14 protein-coding genes are annotated in these 16,727 nt (G+C 71.8%); 4 read left to right on the forward strand and 10 right to left on the reverse strand.

From position 1 onward, the window contains the following. Positions 1-20: 20 nt before the first annotated feature. Positions 21-1,790 (reverse strand): GDSL-type esterase/lipase family protein, encoded by a 1,770-nt coding sequence (locus ACQEV2_RS34350; RefSeq protein WP_433050447.1) that lies wholly within the window; start codon positions 1,788-1,790, stop codon positions 21-23. A gap of 183 nt (positions 1,791-1,973) precedes the next feature. Between ACQEV2_RS34350 and ACQEV2_RS34355 the strand changes: the two genes are divergently transcribed. Further along, positions 1,974-2,381 carry a DUF6278 family protein gene (locus ACQEV2_RS34355; RefSeq protein ID WP_433050450.1) on the forward strand — a complete coding sequence of 136 codons (408 nt, stop codon included), beginning with the start codon at positions 1,974-1,976 and terminating at the stop codon, positions 2,379-2,381. Positions 2,382-2,519: 138 nt separating this feature from the next. Beyond that, positions 2,520-3,263 carry an amino acid ABC transporter ATP-binding protein gene (locus ACQEV2_RS34360; protein ID WP_433050453.1) on the forward strand — a complete coding sequence of 248 codons (744 nt, stop codon included), beginning with the start codon at positions 2,520-2,522 and terminating at the stop codon, positions 3,261-3,263. Between the two features lie 237 nt (positions 3,264-3,500). On the opposite strand, the gene ACQEV2_RS34365 is transcribed toward ACQEV2_RS34360, so the two are convergent. Together ACQEV2_RS34365 and ACQEV2_RS34370 are read right to left on the reverse strand one after the other, a co-directional pair. After that, complete coding sequence (locus ACQEV2_RS34365) at positions 3,501-5,069, reverse strand: CocE/NonD family hydrolase (protein ID WP_433050456.1); 1,569 nt, start codon at positions 5,067-5,069, stop codon at positions 3,501-3,503. A gap of 116 nt (positions 5,070-5,185) precedes the next feature. After that, positions 5,186-5,944 (reverse strand): hypothetical protein, encoded by a 759-nt coding sequence (locus tag ACQEV2_RS34370; protein ID WP_433050459.1) that lies wholly within the window; start codon positions 5,942-5,944, stop codon positions 5,186-5,188. 142 nt (positions 5,945-6,086) lie between these two features. Here ACQEV2_RS34370 and ggt point away from each other — a divergent pair, with 142 nt between their 5' ends. Next, the gene (gene ggt / locus ACQEV2_RS34375) at positions 6,087-7,886 is read left to right on the forward strand and encodes a gamma-glutamyltransferase (protein ID WP_433050462.1); all 1,800 of its coding nucleotides are present in this window, start codon (positions 6,087-6,089) and stop codon (positions 7,884-7,886) included. 45 nt (positions 7,887-7,931) lie between these two features. On the opposite strand, the gene ACQEV2_RS34380 is transcribed toward ggt, so the two are convergent. The 7 genes from ACQEV2_RS34380 to map form a co-directional block, all read right to left on the reverse strand. Then, on the reverse strand, positions 7,932-10,484 hold the full coding sequence (locus ACQEV2_RS34380; RefSeq protein WP_433050465.1) for an ATP-dependent Clp protease ATP-binding subunit: 2,553 nt from the start codon (positions 10,482-10,484) through the stop codon (positions 7,932-7,934). A gap of 206 nt (positions 10,485-10,690) precedes the next feature. Next, positions 10,691-12,460 (reverse strand): ABC transporter ATP-binding protein, encoded by a 1,770-nt coding sequence (locus ACQEV2_RS34385; RefSeq protein ID WP_433054998.1) that lies wholly within the window; start codon positions 12,458-12,460, stop codon positions 10,691-10,693. Between the two features lie 101 nt (positions 12,461-12,561). After that, the gene (locus ACQEV2_RS34390; RefSeq protein WP_433050468.1) at positions 12,562-12,987 is read right to left on the reverse strand and encodes a lasso peptide biosynthesis B2 protein; all 426 of its coding nucleotides are present in this window, start codon (positions 12,985-12,987) and stop codon (positions 12,562-12,564) included. Then, complete coding sequence (locus ACQEV2_RS34395; RefSeq protein WP_433050471.1) at positions 12,984-13,238, reverse strand: lasso peptide biosynthesis PqqD family chaperone; 255 nt, start codon at positions 13,236-13,238, stop codon at positions 12,984-12,986. The genes ACQEV2_RS34390 and ACQEV2_RS34395 overlap by 4 nt, the downstream gene beginning before the upstream one ends. A gap of 24 nt (positions 13,239-13,262) precedes the next feature. Further along, on the reverse strand, positions 13,263-15,107 hold the full coding sequence (locus tag ACQEV2_RS34400; RefSeq protein WP_433050474.1) for a lasso peptide isopeptide bond-forming cyclase: 1,845 nt from the start codon (positions 15,105-15,107) through the stop codon (positions 13,263-13,265). A 25-nt stretch (positions 15,108-15,132) separates the two neighbouring features. Further along, positions 15,133-15,243, reverse strand: a complete 111-nt coding sequence (locus ACQEV2_RS34405) for a keywimysin-related RiPP (protein WP_344397971.1) — start codon at positions 15,241-15,243, stop codon at positions 15,133-15,135. A gap of 350 nt (positions 15,244-15,593) precedes the next feature. Further along, positions 15,594-16,361 carry a type I methionyl aminopeptidase gene (map, locus tag ACQEV2_RS34410; RefSeq protein ID WP_433050477.1) on the reverse strand — a complete coding sequence of 256 codons (768 nt, stop codon included), beginning with the start codon at positions 16,359-16,361 and terminating at the stop codon, positions 15,594-15,596. A 62-nt stretch (positions 16,362-16,423) separates the two neighbouring features. Here map and ACQEV2_RS34415 point away from each other — a divergent pair, with 62 nt between their 5' ends. Then, positions 16,424-16,684: a helix-turn-helix domain-containing protein gene (locus tag ACQEV2_RS34415; RefSeq protein WP_433050480.1), complete on the forward strand. Its 261-nt coding sequence runs from the start codon at positions 16,424-16,426 to the stop codon at positions 16,682-16,684. Positions 16,685-16,727 lie beyond the last annotated feature (43 nt).

Raw genomic sequence — 16,727 nt, forward strand, 5'->3', positions numbered from 1 at the left:
GCTGCCGCCACGCCGAGGGGCTACCGCACAAGCCCCCGCAGATCCACCGACTCGGCCAGCGCGGCGAGCCCCGCATCGCCGGGGTGCAGATGGTCACCGCTGTCGTAGGCCGGCAGCATCCGGCTGGGGCGCCCCGGATCCCGTACCACCGCGTCGAAGTCGAGGACGCCGTCGAACCCGGCGGCGCCGGAGCGGATCCACTGGTTCACCTTGACCCGCTCGGCATCGACTGCCGCCGTGCACCGTGCCTCCCCCTCACACGGCAGGATCGTCGCCGCCAGCATCCGCAGCCCGCGCGCATGCCCCCGGTCCGCGATCCAGCGCAGCCCGGCGAGCACCTGCTCCGCGGTCGTGCCCCACCGCACATCGTTGACGCCCTCGAAGACCACCACCGTCCGCACCGACGTCTGGGCAAGGACATCCCGGTCGAGCCGCTGCAAAGCACTCACTCCGGCCGTGTCCGTCGACACCCCGTCGCCGGGATAGCGGTCGCTGACCACACGGTTGCCCGAAATCCCCTGGTTCAGCACCCCATAGCGCGGGACCACACTCTGGTTCAGCAGCCGTGTGGCCAGCACATTGGGCCACCGCCGGTTGGCATCCACCGTGGACTTGTCCCCATCGGTGATCGAGTCCCCGAGCAGCACCACGGACCCCGGCCCACCGCCCACGTCGACGCCCGTCAGCAGCGGCCAGCTGGTCAGGACCGTGCCGTACGGCGCCGCGGAGCCGTCCGCCGTATGGTCGCCCGGCCCGCTCACATACGACCGCTGCTGCGCGAGCCGGTGCACGGGGGCCGCAGGCACGGTCCCGGGCAGATGGAAGCTGACCAGCAGATTGGTGTCCGCGGGCACCTCGAAGCCGAGCGGATCGCTGTAGGCCTGCGCCCCCGCCGGGATCTCGACGCCCTTCGCACCCCGGAAGGACACCGCGACCGGCTTCTCCCGCGCCGCCGCACCCGCCTCCTGCACCGCCACCGTGGCGCTCCCGATCCGCACCGGCGCCGCCGCGAAGGTGTTGTCGAACCGCAGCCGCACCCGCGGCCCGCCCGCCGAGGTGTGCACCACCAGCCGCAACGTCCGGTCGCTCCACGGCCCCACGGCCGGATAGCCGCCGGTCGCGGCCGACCAACTCCCGGTCCAGCCCCGGGCCGCGGCCCGCACCGCCACCGCGAACACATGCAGCCCGGCCGCTCGGGGCAGCCGTACCGAGGCGACCGCTCGCCCCGGGGCCAGCGGCACTGTCACGACGTACAGCCGCGCCCGCTCGGCGAGTTGACCGCTGGGCGTGTTGATGTGCGGCAGCGCGACCGCCTTGGTGGCGAGCGGGCCGGTGCGCCAGTCGGGGGCGGTCAGGCTGTAGGACGTCCGGGTGCCGTCGGCGTACGACACCGTCCCCGTGCCGCCGGCGCCGAGGCCGCCCGTGCCCGCCACCAGGAACGCGAGCGCGTCGCCTCGGCCGCGCACCCGCACGTTCTGTCCGTCGGCCAGGACGTTGTCCGGCCGGCCCGGCTGCCGCTTCGGCCAGGTGAGCCGGGCGCCCTGCACGGTGAGGGTGCGGCCGGGGGTCCAGCCCGCAGCAGACAGGTCCTGGGCCGACAGGGAGCCGCCCGAGCCGTCGAAGTCGGCCTCGCCCGGCCGGGCGTCGTGGCTCACCGCGGTGTTGTCGAAGAGCCGCTCCAGCGGGAGCGGCTCGGCTCTCGCGCCGGGGGCGGCGTGTGCCGAGCCGGTCGGCACCAGGGTGGCGAACAGGGCGAGGACGACGGTGGAACCCCACACACATCGGCGCACGGCCGACTCCTCTCGTTCACGCAGCGCACGACCGTTCACGACGAGACGAAAGACGCATCGCGAAGGTAGAGAGGCGCCTGGGGCTCGTCAACGAGCCATGCCCGAACTCGGCGTGAACTCGACCCGAATCGGCCTTCCGCGCGCCTGTGGTGCGTACGCCGGTACGAATGACACGCTGGGTGTATGAAGATCCCTTTTCTGGGCCATCGGCCCGAGAAGCGCGGAGCCCCTGACCCCGAGGGCCTCGCCGAACTCCTCTCCGAGTGCGAACTCCTGCGCTCCCACGCGTCCCGGGCGGGGATCCAACTCGATGACACGGCGGCCTCGTTGGAGGCGCTCGACCAGTTGCTGCCGCGCTGGCGGGACGACGAAGAGGCCCTGCCCTGGCTGGGCAACGACGCCGGTCTGTATCTCGGCACCGTCATCGTGCGCACCGTGCCCGGAGCCGCCTGGGAGATCTGGCCGGACGGCCAGCCGGTCGTCCGGCTCGCCTCCGGCCGTGAGTTCGATGTCGTGACCTCGGGGCAGGAGTGGGCCGCGAACGGGGTGCCGGAGCTGTCGCAGCTGTACGCGGAGGTCGCGGAGGCGTGAAGCCCTGGCCTGTACCCTCGACATAAGTGCGGTGTAAATACGGCTTATGTCCGTAAAGTGCGTGTCGCGCATTAAGTCTGCTGCGGCCTGGATAGGTTGCGGCCACCGCTACACAGCTGAACATGACTGGGGCTGGGCATGGCTGGCGATCCACTGATCGAGCTGCGTGACGTCAACAAGTACTTCGGGGACCTGCATGTGCTGCAGGACATCAACCTCACCGTCGCCAAGGGCGAGGTGGTGGTGGTCATCGGCCCGTCGGGTTCGGGGAAGTCGACGCTGTGCCGGGCCATCAACCGGCTGGAGACCATCCAGTCCGGCACGATCCTGCTCGACGGTCAGCCACTGCCCGAGGAGGGAAAGGGGCTCGCACGGCTGCGCGCCGAAGTCGGCATGGTCTTCCAGTCCTTCAACCTCTTCGCCCACAAGACGGTCCTGCAGAACGTCTCGCTGGGCCAGGTCAAGGTCCGCAAGCGCGGGAAGGAGGAGGCCGACAAGCGCTCCCGCGAACTCCTCGAGCGCGTCGGCGTGGCCGACCAGGCGGACAAGTACCCGGCACAGCTCTCCGGCGGCCAGCAGCAGCGCGTCGCCATCGCCCGCGCCCTCGCCATGGGACCCAAGGCGATGCTGTTCGACGAGCCCACCTCCGCCCTCGACCCCGAGATGATCAACGAGGTTCTGGAGGTGATGCGTCAACTCGCCCGCGACGGTATGACGATGATCGTCGTCACCCATGAGATGGGCTTCGCCCGCTCGGCCGCCAACCGCGTCGTGTTCATGGCCGACGGCCGCATCGTCGAGGACCGCAGCCCCGACGAGTTCTTCACCAACCCCAGCAGCGAGCGCGCCAGGGACTTCCTGTCGAAGATCCTCCACCACTGAGCGGAAGAACTGAGCGGAACACACGACCATGCCGAGACCAACGGCGTTTTCCACGCCGGAATCCTCGCCGTGTCCGACCTCGACTACGATGGTCCGTCCGTCCCCAAGGCCGTGGCGGTGGCCCCGGCCACGACCAGGGACGCTGCTGCCGGGTGGGGATCCCCCCACCGCCCCTGGACCCAGGGGCAGCAGGGGGCAGCAGTCATAGAGCCATACCCGCCCGGCGCCGGCCGGAGATCACTGCTCGCGCAGGGGGATCGACACGTACGACGGGTCGTTCGCCGGCGAGGAGAAGGTCAGCCGCGCGCCGGACGGGTTGTGCTCGATGTAGAGCGGGTCGACCGTGTCGACGACCAGGGCGAGCCGGTGCCCTGCCGGCACGTCGTAGGCCGTGGAGTACAGCTCCAGGTCGACGGCGAACGGCTGTCCGGGCGTACGTCCGTGGAAGGTGTACGGCGCGTTGCTGACCAGCTTGCCGAGGCCGAGCGGGCCCACGTCGTAGAGGTAGGCGACGAGGGTGCCGCTCTCCTTGGTCGGGGTGATCGTGGTGTGCAATTTCGCCGTGCCGCGCACGCGTTGCGCCGTGGCGTACTTCTCCGACTGCCATACGCCCGCCCAGCGCCGCGGTATCAGGGGGATGGAGGCCACCGGGGGCAGTTGGGCGACCTGGTCGAGGATGCTAGACAGGAAGACGACCCCGCCGTCCGCGCCCGAGTTGACGTTGGTGTGGATGGTGGTGGTGCCCGAGAGGGCGATCTTCTTGTTCGTCGCGCCGACCGACTTCCAGTCCGGGTAGCCCTCGTAGCCGCCCGTGGAGCGGGACTTGAGCCGGACGGGCAGCTCGCGGTCGATGCCGTTGGCCTCGCCCTTGAGATAGTGGTCGAACCAGCGCTCGGTGTCCGTCCAGACGTCGTTGGGCAGGCCGAACAGCCCGGTCAGCTCGGCCGTGGCGTGGTCACCGGGCCGGAACTCCAGCCGCTTCGGGCCGGTCAGCTTCTCGTAGAAGTCCGCGTACTGGTTGGGCGGGAAGACCGTGTCGCCCCAGGCGTTGGCCATCATGACCGCGGCGCCGCTCTTGTTCAGTTGGTCCACGTATGTTGCGACCGAACGTTTCTTCCCCCAGTTGATCATGTCCTGTTCCTTGGACATGTTGGAGGCGTAGAAGTCGTCGAAGATCTGTCGGACTTCGGCGCTCTGGCGGCCGGTGACGATGCTCGCCCCGTCCAACAGCGCGGCCGCCTGGACGTGCTGGGTGCGGCCGGAGTAGATCGAGTCGATGAGGTCGGCCCAGCCGCTGAGGGCGGCGACCGCCCTGACCCGTTTGTCGTGCGCGGCCGTCAGCAGGCTGATGCCGGCGCCGTACGAGACGCCCGCCATGCCGATGTGCGCCGCGTCGGCGGGGGTGTTGGCGAGCGCCCAGTCGATGACCCTGGACGCGTCGGCTATGTCGGGCGGGCCGGCGACTTCTATTTCGCCGCCCGACTGCCAGAAGCCGCGCACGTTGTAAGTGACCACGACATAGCCCGAGTTCGCGAGCTTCTGGGCCTGCGCGAAGTACTCGACCTGGGGCAGGCCCCAGCTCGTGGGCAGCACGAGCAGCGGGTAGCGGCGGGTGCCGTCGGCGCCGGCCGGCGTGATGACGTTCGCCTTGAGCGTGGTGCCGCCGTCGCCGGTGATGTCGACGAAGCGGACGCCGTTGGTGGCGGCCTGGGCGGCGGGGGCGAGCCCGAGGGCGCTACCGGCGATCAGAGTCGCGGAGACGGCGCCCACGGCGGTCGTACGCAGGGCCTTGCGATGGTGTCCCACGGGTCACTCCTCACTCGTGTCAGTGCAAAGTGACCCGACGGTAACCGCGGCCCCTTACCGCAAGTAACCCGTCGGTAAGTTACGTGCCAGTAACGATTACCGGAATGTGATGAACCTCAGGAGGCGCGGTGGGTATTGCGCGGAGCCGCCGGTGCCGGCAGCGCGGTCTGCGCCGCCCGCGTCACGTCCGCGACCAGCTCGACGACATCCGGGCCGTAGGCGGCCGAGTTGACCACCTTCAGCAGCAGGACGAAGGAGCCGTTGCCGTGCTTGCGGGTCAGTCGCTCGTGGTTGCGGGCGAGGTAGCGGGTGGCGGCCTGGTTGGTGATCGCGGTCTGTCCGCAGAACAGGAAGACGGGGCGGGGGCCCTGGCTCTCGCCGACGGTGAGCCGGGCGAGCAGCGCGTACTCCTCCTTGCCGACCTCCACCCGATAGCGCTCGGAGCCGATCTGGAAGGCGCCCCGGTCCGGGCCGGGTTCGGCGTCGACGTTCACCCGCACACCCGGCAGCAGGGACGCCAGGTGGGCCATCATGCGGCGGTTCGACGCCGGTCCGCCGACGCAGAACTCGGTGCGCTCGCCGAAACCCTGGCGTGCCGCGTCGTGCGGGATGATCTGGGCGTGGGCGTTGCAGTCCTTGATGAGGGCGGCGAGTTCGAGGAGCGCGAACACGTCGTAACGCATCACCGTCAGCTCGGGTCCGCCGGCGCCGCGGTTCACCACGAGCAGGGACTCGGCGTTGTCGGGCAGCCCGAAGAAGGCCTGCTTGCGGCGGAGCTTCCGCTTCCACAGGTAGGTACGGGCGATCCAGCCCAGCCCGGCGCTGATGGCCGCCGCCACCACGCCCAGGACGATGTTGCGTACGTCGTCATTCATGGGCGCGCATGCTAGCGGGCCCATGTGGCCGGTACGTACCGGTGTTCGATGCGTGGCGTTCGCGTTACAGCTGCCGGAGTGGGTCTGTCGGGACCCCGGCAATGCGGTTACGCTGCGCGGACGGTCCTGACTGGAGGTGCGGATGCGTCGCCCTGTCGCGCGGAAACTGTCGGTGCTGGCGGTCTCGGTCGCCGTGGTCTCGGTGGGGGCGGCAGCGCCACCCGCCGCCGGGGGCACGGCAGTTGAGAAGGTCCCGGTCGCCGTCGGCTACGGCGGAGCGGTGTCGAGCGTCGACGCGGACGCCTCCGCGGCCGGCATCGAGGTCCTGCGCAAGGGCGGCAACGCCGTCGACGCCGCCGTGGCCACGGCCGCCGCGCTCGGCGTCACCGAGCCCTACTCGGCCGGCATCGGCGGAGGCGGCTACTTCGTCTACTACGACGCCAAGTCCCGTACGGTGCAGACCATCGACGGCCGTGAGACGGCGCCGCTGACCGCCGACTCCGGCCTGTTCGTGGAGAACGGCACGGCGATCCCCTTCGCCGAGGCTGTCAGCAGCGGCCTGAGTGTCGGGACCCCGGGCACGCCCGCCACCTGGCAGAAGGCGCTGGACAAGTGGGGGAGCAAGGGGCTCGGCACCCTGTTGAGGCCCGCCGAGCGGCTCGCCCGGGACGGCTTCACCGTCGACGACACCTTCCGCGCGCAGACCGCCGCCAACGAGACCCGGTTCCGCTACTTCCAGGACACCGCGAAGCTGTTCCTCCCGAACGGCCGGCTCCCCGTCGTCGGCTCCAACTTCAAGAACCCCGATCTCGCTCGCACTTATGCGGAGCTGGCGAAGAAGGGCGTAGGCGCGCTCTACCGGGGCGACCTCGCCGAGGACATCGTCGACACGGTCAACAAGCCGCCCGTCGACCCGAGTTCGGGCTGGAAGGCACGCCCGGGCGACCTGACCGCCAAGGACCTGGCCGCCTACCGCGTCAAGTCCCAGGCGCCCACGAAGACGTCGTACCGCGGACTGGGCGTCTACTCCATGGCGCCCTCCTCCTCCGGCGGCACGACCGTCGGTGAGGCCCTCAACATCCTGGAGAACACGGACCTGTCGAAGGCGAGCGAGGTCCAGTACCTGCACCGCTACATCGAGGCCAGCCGTATCGCCTTCGCGGACCGCGGGCGCTGGGTCGGCGACCCCGCCTTCGAGGACGTACCGACGAAGGAGCTGCTGTCGCAGCGGTACGCCGACTCGCGGGAGTGCCTGATCAAGGACGACGCGGTGCTGACCAGCCCGGTCGCGCCGGGCGACCCGCGCAACCCGGCGGCCTGCGACGCGAGCGGCACGGCGGCCCCGACCACATACGAGGGAGACAGCACGACGCACCTCACGGTGGCCGACAAGTGGGGCAACGTCGTCTCGTACACGCTCACCATCGAGCAGACCGGCGGCAGCGGCATCACCGTCCCGGGCCGTGGCTTCATCCTCAACAACGAGCTGACGGACTTCTCCTTCACCCCGGCCGGCCCGGCCGTCCACGACCCGAACCTGCCGGGCCCCGGCAAGCGACCGCGCTCCTCGATGTCCCCGACGATCGTGCTCGACCGGCACAACAAGCCCGTCGTGGCGCTCGGTTCACCCGGTGGCGCGACCATCATCACCACCGTGCTGCAGACCCTGACCGGCTTCCTCGACCGCGACCTGCCGCTCGTCGACGCCATCGCCGCGCCGCGCGCCAGCCAGCGCAACCAGACCACCACCGAACTCGAACCAGGCCTGTGGAACAGCCCGTTGAAGGCTCGGCTGGAGGCCGTCGGGCACGGGTTCCGGCAGAACCCCGAGATCGGCGCGGCGACCGCTGTGCAGCGGCTGCCGAACGGGAAGTGGCTGGCCGCGGCCGAGACGGTACGGCGGGGCGGCGGCTCGGCGATGGTGGTGCAGCCGGCGCCGTAGCCTCGCACCACCTGTTTCACGGCACCGGGTTCAGAGCACCCGCGTTCACAGCTCGGGGGCGGGCGGCAGCTCCTCCGTACGGAAGGCGAGCCGTCCGTCCTCCACGTCCACCGTCACCCGGCCGCCCTCGCCGATCCGGCCGTCCAGGAGGAGCCGGGAGAGCTGGTTGTCGACCTCCTTCTGGATGGTGCGGCGCAGCGGGCGGGCGCCGTACTCGGGCTGGTAGCCGCGCTCGGAGAGCCAGTCGACGGCCGTGTCGGTGAAGTCGACCGAGACGCCCTGGGCGTGGAGCAGACGGCGGGTCTTGTCCAGCAGCAGGTTGGTGATGCGCTCCAGCTGGTCGTGGGTCAGCTGGCGGAAGACGACGACCTCGTCGATGCGGTTGAGGAACTCGGGCCGGAAGTGCTCGCGCAGCGGCCGCAGGATCCGCTCGCGCCGCGCCTCCTCGTCGGCCTCCGCGTCACCCGCGCCGAACCCGATTCCGGTACCGCCCCGCGTGATCGCCTCCGAGCCCAGGTTGCTGGTCATCACGATGACCGTGTTGGTGAAGTCGACGGTCCGGCCCTGGGAGTCGGTCAGCCGGCCGTCGTCCAGTACCTGGAGCAGGATGTTGAAGACGTCCGGGTGCGCCTTCTCGACCTCGTCGAGGAGGAGGAGTGAGTACGGGTGCCGGCGGACGACCTCGGTGAGCTGGCCGGCCTCCTCGTGGCCGACGTAGCCGGGCGGGGCGCCGATCAGGCGGCTGACGGTGTGCCGTTCCTGGTACTCGCTCATGTCGAGGCGGACCATGCGCTCCTCGCTGCCGAACAGGGCCTCGGCGAGCGCGCGGGCCAGCTCGGTCTTGCCGACGCCGGTCGGGCCCAGGAAGAGGAAGCTGCCGATGGGCCGGTCGGGGCTGGCGAGTCCGGCCCGGGAGCGCAGCACCGCGTCGGAGACCACGCGCACCGCCTCGTCCTGGCCGACGACCCGCTCGTGCAGATGCTCCTCCAGGCCGAGCAGCCGGTCCTTCTCCTCCTCGGTGAGGCTGCTCACCGGGATGCCGGTCTGCCGGGACACGACCTCCGCGATCGCCTCGGCGGTGACCTCCAGGCTCAGCCCCTCGTCGACCTCCTCGTCGCCGGACGCGTCCGCGATGCGCTGCTTCAACTCCACGATGCGGTCGCGCAGTTGCGTCGCCTGCTCGTACTGCTCGTCGGCGACCGCCTGGTCCTTGTCCCGGTACAGCTGCTCGACCTCGCGCTCCATGGCCCGTACGTCCGTGCCCTTGGTCCGCGCGCGCAGCCGTACCCGGGCGCCAGCCTGGTCGATCAGGTCGATGGCCTTGTCCGGCAGGCGGCGGTCGGTGAGATATCGGTCGGACAGCTCGACGGCGGCGACGAGCGCCTCGTCGGTGTAGCGGACCTGGTGGTGGGCCTCGTAGCGGTCGCGCAGGCCGCGCAGGATCTCGATGGCGTCCGCGGGGGTCGGCTCGGGGACGAGGATCGGCTGGAAGCGGCGGGAGAGCGCCGCGTCCTTCTCGATCCTGCGGTACTCCTCCAGGGTGGTCGCGCCCACGATGTGCAGCTCGCCGCGCGCCAGGGCCGGCTTGAGGATGTTCCCGGCGTCCATGGAACCGCCCTCGCCGCCGCCTCCGGCGCCCACGACGGTGTGCAACTCGTCGATGAACACGATCAGTTGGTCGGAGTGCGAGCGGATCTCGCCCACGATGTTGTTGAGCCGCTCCTCGAAGTCACCCCGGTAGCGGGTGCCCGCGACCACGCCCGTCAGGTCGAGGGCGACCACCCGGCGACCGCTGAGCACGTCGGGCACGTCACCTTCGGCGATCCGCTGGGCCAGGCCCTCCACGATCGCCGTCTTGCCGACGCCCGCGTCGCCGATGAGCACCGGGTTGTTCTTGCCGCGCCGCGACAGCACCTCGACGGTCTGCTCGATCTCCTCCTCCCGGCCGATCACCGGGTCGATACGGCCCTGGCGGGCGAGGTCGGTGAGATCGCGGCCGTACTTGTCGAGGGTGGGCGTACCGGCGTCGACGCGCGGACGGTTGTCGACGCGGGGCCGGGCCTGGGAGGCCTCGGGGGCCTCTTGCGGCATGCCGGACGGCGCGAAGCGGGCCGCGTTGAGGATGTGCCCGGCGGCCGAGTCGGGGTTCGCGGCGAGGGCACTGAGCACATGCTCGGGGCCGATGTAACCGGCGCCGCGGGCCCGGGCCAGGTCGTGCGCGTCCAGCAGGGCACGCTTGGCGGCCGGGGTGAGGGAGAGCGACGTCGGCGGCGGGGCCTCGCCCGGCGGGTGCTGGACCGGGCCCGACCGCTCGTCGATCTCCGTCGCCAGTGAGTCGGGATCCGCGCCGGCCCGGCTGAGCAGCGACCGCGTCGGCTCGGCGGACAGCGCGGCGCGCAGCAGGTGCTGGGTGTCCAGGTCGCGGCTGCCGTGCTCGGCGGCGTACTGGGCGGCGCCGCGCACCAGCTCCCGGGCCGGCTGACTGAGCAGGCGGCCGATGTCGATCTGCCTCGGGCCGGGGCGCGGTCCACTGAAGAAGCGGGCGAGGAATTCTCCGAAGGGGTCGTAGTCCTCCGGACCACTGAAGCCGCTGGTCATGGCGTTCCCATCCGGCGTCCCTGCGCGGGCAGGGTCGCCCTCGCTGATCGACGTGCCGAGGCCGGGTAACCGGGTTCGGGCACGCTCATGCCACGATGGCACGTTCTGGCTCAGCGGGCATGTGCAGCAACACGGGTCTCCCGGGCGCTGCTCGCCGCTTGGGGCGGTCCGGTGCGCGTGGCAGGGCCGGCTCGGAGGCGTCCGTCTCAGCCGTGGGCCCGACGGTCGTCGTGGTCCGCCGGCGGCCCACCGGGGCGCAGCATCTGGCTCGTGGCCAGGTCACGGTAGAGGGGGTCGCGGGCCAGCAGCTCCTCGTGGCGTCCGTGGGTGGTGGTACGGCCCTGGTGGAGCACGACGATGTGGTCGGCGTGCTGCACGGTGGACAGGCGGTGGGCGATGACCAGCAGGGCGCACTCCTGGGCGACCTCCTTCATCACCGTGGTCAGCGCCGCTTCGTTGATCGCGTCCAGGTGGGAGGTGGGCTCGTCCAGCAGGAGCAGCGCGGGGCGGGCGAGCAGGGCCCGGGCCAGGGCGACGCGTTGGCGTTCGCCGCCCGAGAGGGTGCTGCCGCGCTCACCGATGACGGCGTCCAGACCACCGGGCAGCCGGTCGACGAGCTCCTCCAGCCGGGCCAGCGCGAGGACCCGCCGAACCTCCGCCTCCGGGGCGTCGGGCACGGCGTAGGTGATGTTCTCCCGCAGGGTGCCGTGGACGACATGGGTGTTCTGGTCCACCACGGCGATGCGCCGGCGGCAGGCGTCGCGACCGAGTTCGGCGGCGGGCCGACCGTCGAACAGCACGGCCCCCGCGTCCGGTTCGTAGAACCCCGCCACCAGTGCGAAGACGGTGCTCTTGCCGGCTCCCGACGGGCCCACCAGGGCCACGTGCCGGCGGTGCGGGACGGAGAAGGACACGCCCGACAGCACGGGCCTGCCCGGGGCGTAACCGAAGCGGACGTCGTGCAGGGCGAGCGCCGGCCGGCCGGCGGGGACGGACGGCGGCGGCCGGTGGCGGGTCCGCCCAGCCGGTGGGCCCGTGTGCTCCACGGGGAGGCGCAGCGCCTGGTCGACGCGCCGGTATGCGCCCATGCCGCGCTGGACCAGACCCACCGCGTGGAAAACACAGGACAGCGGCAGGACGAGGTACGAGGCGTACAGGAGGAACGCGACGAGGTCCCCGAGGGAGCCGGCGTGACCGCTGACGCGCAGGCCACCGACGACGAGCACGATGAGGAAGGAGCCCTGGACGGCGAGTTCGACGGCGGGACTCATGACGGAGGCGAGCTTCGCGGTGCGGACCCCCGCGTCGTAGGCCTCCTCGACCCGGCGCCCGATGCGGGCGGCCTCGCGGGCCTCGGCGCGGTGCACCCGGACCATGGGCAGGGCGCCCAGGGCCCGTTCCAGGTCCGCGGCGACGGCACCGACCGAGTCCTGCATACGCTCGGACGCCTTCCGCAGGCCCTGGAGCAGCGAGGTGACCACGGCCGCGGCGACGGCCACGGTGAGTGCGACCAGAAGCAGCAGCAGCGGGTCGAGCCACGCCATCAGGATCACCGCTCCGGCGGCGACGAGGCTGCCGGTCACCAGGTCGACCAGGGCCTGCGAGACGACCTCGCGCAGCAGGGTGGTGTCGGCGGTGACCCGGGAGATGAGGTCGCCGTTGCGGTGGCGGTCGTACTCCCGCATCTCCAGCCGAAGCAGCCGCCCCACCAGGCCGAGCCGGAGCTGGCGTACGACGCCCTCGCCCATCCGCTCCAGCAGGAAGCGCCCCGCCGACCCGATCGCCGCTTCCACGAGGAACAGTGCGCCGAGGAGTGCCAGCAGCGGCCAGAGGACCTGGCCGCGGCCGCTCGCATCCACGGCGTGCCGGGCCACCAGCGGCTGGGCCAGCCCCAGCGCGGAGCCGGCCAGCGTCAGCGCGGTGGCCACGGCGACGGCGGCCCGGTGCCCGGCGGTGAGCCCGTACAGCGTGGCCACGGCCGCGCGGGTCGACCGGTCCTCGTCGGCGGCCTCGTGGGGCCTGTGGTCCGCGACCGTGCTGCCCGCCGCCGGCCCGGCGTCCGCAGCCGCCCCGCCGCTCACAGGTCTGCCGGCTCGACGGCCACCAGCCGGGCGAAATAGCCGTCGGGTACGCCCTCGCCCACGGGGCGGCCCTCCGCTTCGATCCAGGCGTGCGCGGTGAAGGGCGGGACGACGCGGACCCCGGTGCACCAGGTCGGCCACGTCCCCCTCAGCCGGCACAGCAGCGCGGCTCCCAGGGAGCGCGGCAGGCACCCCTTCGGGCCGGCGCAGCGCAGGCTGGCGGCGCACATGGCGTCGCGCGCGTCCTGGGCCTGCGCGGTGGTGGCGGGTGCGGCACCGCGCCGCACCACGCCCAGCACGGTGCGGATACGGCGGGGTGGCAGGAGGGCGAGGGCGACGGCGGGGAGCAGGACGAGGAGGGCGGCCAGGCGGTGGCCGAGGGGCACTCCGGTGGGGCGTTCCAGCGCGCTGGGTGTCGTCATGAGGCCAGTCCCGCCTCGCGCAGTTGACCGACGAGCGACTCGACGTCCCGCTGGGCCTGGGCCCGTTCGATGTCGAACTCGCGGACCAGGGCGGCGGTCGCGTCCGCCTCCTCGCCGCCGTCGAGCAGGGTACGGACCACGAGGGTGGCGGTCGGGTTCAACTCCCAGTAGGTACCGGCTCGTTCGTCCAGCAGTACGGTGCCGTAGTCGGTCTCGGCCGTGGAGATGTGTGCGTCGAACCGCAAGGGCATGCGCTCGCCTTTCTGACGGGGTTCTCAGGGAGTGCGGGCACGGCTGTGGGACAGCCCCCGCAGCCATACCTCGGCGGCGATGGTGGAGTAGAGGATGGCTTCGGACAGGCCCGGTGAGGCGGGGCGCAGGGCGAGGCGGCGCAGCTCGGCGCCGTCCACCAGGCCCAGAGCCTCCAGCCGTGAGCCCTCCCACAGGGCCAGCAGGTCGCCGCGGTGCTGGCGCAGTCCGTTGGCGGCGTCCATGGCGGCCGTCGCCTTGTTGGCCCGCCGCAGGCAGTCCTCGGGCACGATTCCGCGCATCGCGGCGCTCAGGACGGGCTTGTACTGCCAGGGAGTGACGCGCTCGCTCGGACGGACGGCGAGAAACGCCTCGATGACGCGGTCGTCGAAGAAGGGGGAGGCCATCGGCAGGCCCACGCGCGCCGCCATCCGGTCCCACTGCCGGATGACGCGGGTGCACGAGCGGATCTGCTCCAGGTCGGCGTGCAGCCCGCGGTCCGGATGCAGCGGCGAGGCCGTGGCCGCCGCGTCGAGCAGTGCCCGGCGGGCCATCCGCTCGGCCTCGGGGGTCACCCAGTCGAACAGCCGCGGGGCCATGCCCCAGCCGAGACTCGTCGTGACGGACGAGGGCAACGGGCCGCGCAGCCGACCGGCTCCGTCGGCGAGCCACTTGCCGTACGGCCGGGAGTCGGCGAGGGCGCGGGCCGTGTCCCCCAGTGGCCACTGCCACAGCGCCCGGTACCCGCGCAACTGGCGCAGGGCGAACAGTGGACGGGTGCGCAGCAGCCGGTGGTAGTACGCGTCGGAGCACCATGCCACGTGGTCGCCGCCGATTCCGGTCAGGTGCAACCGGCTGCCCCGTTCGGCGAGGCCCGGCAGGTGGTGCAGGACCCGGGAGCGGTCCATGACGCCGATGGTGGGCTCGTCGAGGAGGTCGTCGATGCCGAGCAGATCCTCGTAGACCAGCGGCGAGGCATCGGCGTCCCACACCACGTGCTCGACGTCCGGCAGGTGCGCCATGGCCCGCTGAGCCCAGTGCAGGTCGGTGTCCGCCGGATCACGGCCCGGCCAGGTACTGGCCACCACATGGGCGGGGGAGCGGTCGGCCAGGAAGCAGATGGAGGTCGAGTCCAGGCCGCCGGACAGATCGCAGCTCACCACGCCGCCCTGCCGGGTCCGCGCGCCCACGGCCTCCTCCAGCGCCGTACGGATCAGGGGCGCCGCCTCGGCGAGTGGCCGCACCGGCTCCGGCGGCGTCCACCACCGGGTGTGCCGTACGGTGCGCCCATCCGCGGCGACGATCACGGCGTCCTGCGGGGGCACAGCGGTGACCGGGCGCCACAGGGAGGTCTCGAACAGGGGGTAGGGGGCCGGCCACAGCAGCCGGACGGCCAGCTCCTGCGGATCGGGGTCGACGCCGAGCGCGGCGGCGAGCGTGTCGGCGCGGGTGGCGGCCACCCGGACGCCGTCGATCTCCGTGTGGAAGACCAGCCGCAGACCAGAGGCGGTGCCCTGTACCCGGACCTGTCCGTCGAGGGCGGCGACGAGGTGGAAGCTGCCGGGGAGGGAGCGGGCCGACGCGTCGAGCTCCGTCAGATCCCTCAGCCGTGCGGCCGTACGCCGCAGTTGCACCGCCTCGACGGGGCAGCAGCCGATGACGGCGAGGGTGGCACTCCCGGCGCTCGCGGTGACGATCTCGTCGTCGTGCCAGTGGCCGACCAGCCAGGGCCGGCCCGACGCGTGTGCGAGGGTCCGGCTACCGGGGCGGGCGAAGGAGCGGGCCACGACGGCCGCGTCCGCACGGTCCGGAAAGACCGCGAAGTGCGCGTCGCCGGGGCCCGTCCCCGCACTTTCGTGCAGTTCAGTCATGACGTCGGGTCAGTGCCGTCGCCCGTCAGTTCTTGCTGAAGATCACTCGGTCGTTGCCGGAGCGCTGAAGGAGCCCCGTCTCCTTGCGGAACGTCCCGAGCCGGACGAGCGTCGGCGCTTCGTATGCCTTCTTCATGACTTCTCCTCACTGCGGTTGTGGACCCGTCCCCGGATCGGGGAGTGGGCGCGGCACCAGCTAGCTGCGAAACGTGAGGGTGCGGCAAGGAGTGGCACGAAAGTATGACGGTATGAAAAGGCGGATGCTTCCGGCCTGTCGCCGGCGCACGTGTACCTGGCAAGAGGTGTCGCTCCGATCGAGGTTTGCCGTGCGCATGTGCGAAGAAACGTTCCCAGGTGTGGCCGCATTGTGGTCGTGCGCGCCGTGCAGGAGAACCGGGAGGGGAGCCGCCGGGGCGCACTGTGTACCTGTCGGCGCGCACCATGTCCGGCGGGTGCGGGCCCCGGCGGGCGGTGTGGTCGCAGGGCTTACCGGGCGGTGAGAATGCGCGGTCCCGCCTCGGTGATCGCCACCGTGTGCTCCACATGCGCCGCCCGGGACCCGTCGTCCGTACGGAGCGTCCAGCCGTCCGGCGCCGCGTGGTAGCCGTCCTGGCCGCTCGCGACGAGCATCGGCTCGATGGCGAGGACCATGCCGTGCCGCAATGGCATGCCCCGGCCCGGACGGCCCTCGTTCGGCACCCCCGGATCCTCGTGCATCTTGCGGCCGATGCCGTGCCCGCCGAAGCCGTCCGGGATGCCGTACCCGGCCCCCCGGCACACCGTGCCGATCGCGTGCGCGATGTCGCCGATGCGGTTGCCGACCGCCGCCGCTTCGATGCCCGCCGCCAGCGCCCGTTCCGCCGTCTCGATCAGGCGGACGTCGGCCGGGCGCGGCGTGCCGACCGTGAAGCTGATCGCCGAGTCGCCCGCCCAGCCGTCCAGTACGGCGCCGCAGTCGATGGAGACGAGGTCGCCGTCGCGAAGGCGGTAGCCGGTCGGGATGCCGTGCACGATCGCGTCGTTCACCGAGGCGCAGATGACGGCGGGGAAGGGGACGGGCGCGAAGGAGGGGCGGTAGCCGAGGAACGGGGAGGTCGCGCCCGCGTCCCGCAGCACCTCGCGTGCCACCTCGTCCAGTTCCAGCAGGGAAACCCCCACGTCAGCGGCCTTTCGTACGGCCGTGAGGGCCTGGCCCACGACCTGCCCGGCCGCGTACATCGCATCGATCGACGTGTCCGTCTTCAGCTCCACCATGCCAATTACTATACCGGTATTTGAATGGGGTCCCGGAGGAGGGCGGTATTAGAATGGGCGCCATGGTGCGCACCCCTCTCACCCCCGAAGAGCGTGAACGCGGCGAGCGGCTCGGCCGGTTGCTCCGCGAGGCCCGTGGCGGCCGCAGTATGGCGGAGGTCGCGGCGAGCGCCGGCATCTCCGCCGAGACGCTGCGCAAGATCGAGACGGGGCGCGCCCCGACCCCGGCCTTCTTCACGGTGGCCGCCCTTGCGCAGGCCCTCGGACTGTCGATGGACGACCTGGCCGGGCGCTGCACGCCGGTCGTCGAGGCCGCCGCCTGACGGGTCCGCACGTCACGTTCCGGCAGCTGCGGCGTACTCTGCG

Source organism: Streptomyces sp. CA-251387 (genome assembly GCF_050936625.1).
Classification (GTDB): domain Bacteria; phylum Actinomycetota; class Actinomycetes; order Streptomycetales; family Streptomycetaceae; genus Streptomyces.

Excerpts from the sequence above, each read along its gene's own strand:
- ACQEV2_RS34395 (WP_433050471.1), bottom strand. The coding sequence starts at position 13,238 with ATGCCCTTGCGGTTCGACGCACACATCTCCACGGCCGAGACCGACTAC.
- ACQEV2_RS34360 (WP_433050453.1), top strand. The coding sequence starts at position 2,520 with ATGGCTGGCGATCCACTGATCGAGCTGCGTGACGTCAACAAGTACTTC.
- ACQEV2_RS34390 (WP_433050468.1), bottom strand. The coding sequence starts at position 12,987 with ATGACGACACCCAGCGCGCTGGAACGCCCCACCGGAGTGCCCCTCGGC.
- ACQEV2_RS34415 (WP_433050480.1), top strand. The coding sequence starts at position 16,424 with ATGGTGCGCACCCCTCTCACCCCCGAAGAGCGTGAACGCGGCGAGCGG.
- ACQEV2_RS34370 (WP_433050459.1), bottom strand. The coding sequence starts at position 5,944 with ATGAATGACGACGTACGCAACATCGTCCTGGGCGTGGTGGCGGCGGCC.
- ggt (WP_433050462.1), top strand. The coding sequence starts at position 6,087 with ATGCGTCGCCCTGTCGCGCGGAAACTGTCGGTGCTGGCGGTCTCGGTC.
- ACQEV2_RS34380 (WP_433050465.1), bottom strand. The coding sequence starts at position 10,484 with ATGACCAGCGGCTTCAGTGGTCCGGAGGACTACGACCCCTTCGGAGAA.
- map (WP_433050477.1), bottom strand. The coding sequence starts at position 16,361 with ATGGTGGAGCTGAAGACGGACACGTCGATCGATGCGATGTACGCGGCC.
- ACQEV2_RS34405 (WP_344397971.1), bottom strand. The coding sequence starts at position 15,243 with ATGAAGAAGGCATACGAAGCGCCGACGCTCGTCCGGCTCGGGACGTTC.
- ACQEV2_RS34355 (WP_433050450.1), top strand. The coding sequence starts at position 1,974 with ATGAAGATCCCTTTTCTGGGCCATCGGCCCGAGAAGCGCGGAGCCCCT.
- ACQEV2_RS34400 (WP_433050474.1), bottom strand. The coding sequence starts at position 15,107 with ATGACTGAACTGCACGAAAGTGCGGGGACGGGCCCCGGCGACGCGCAC.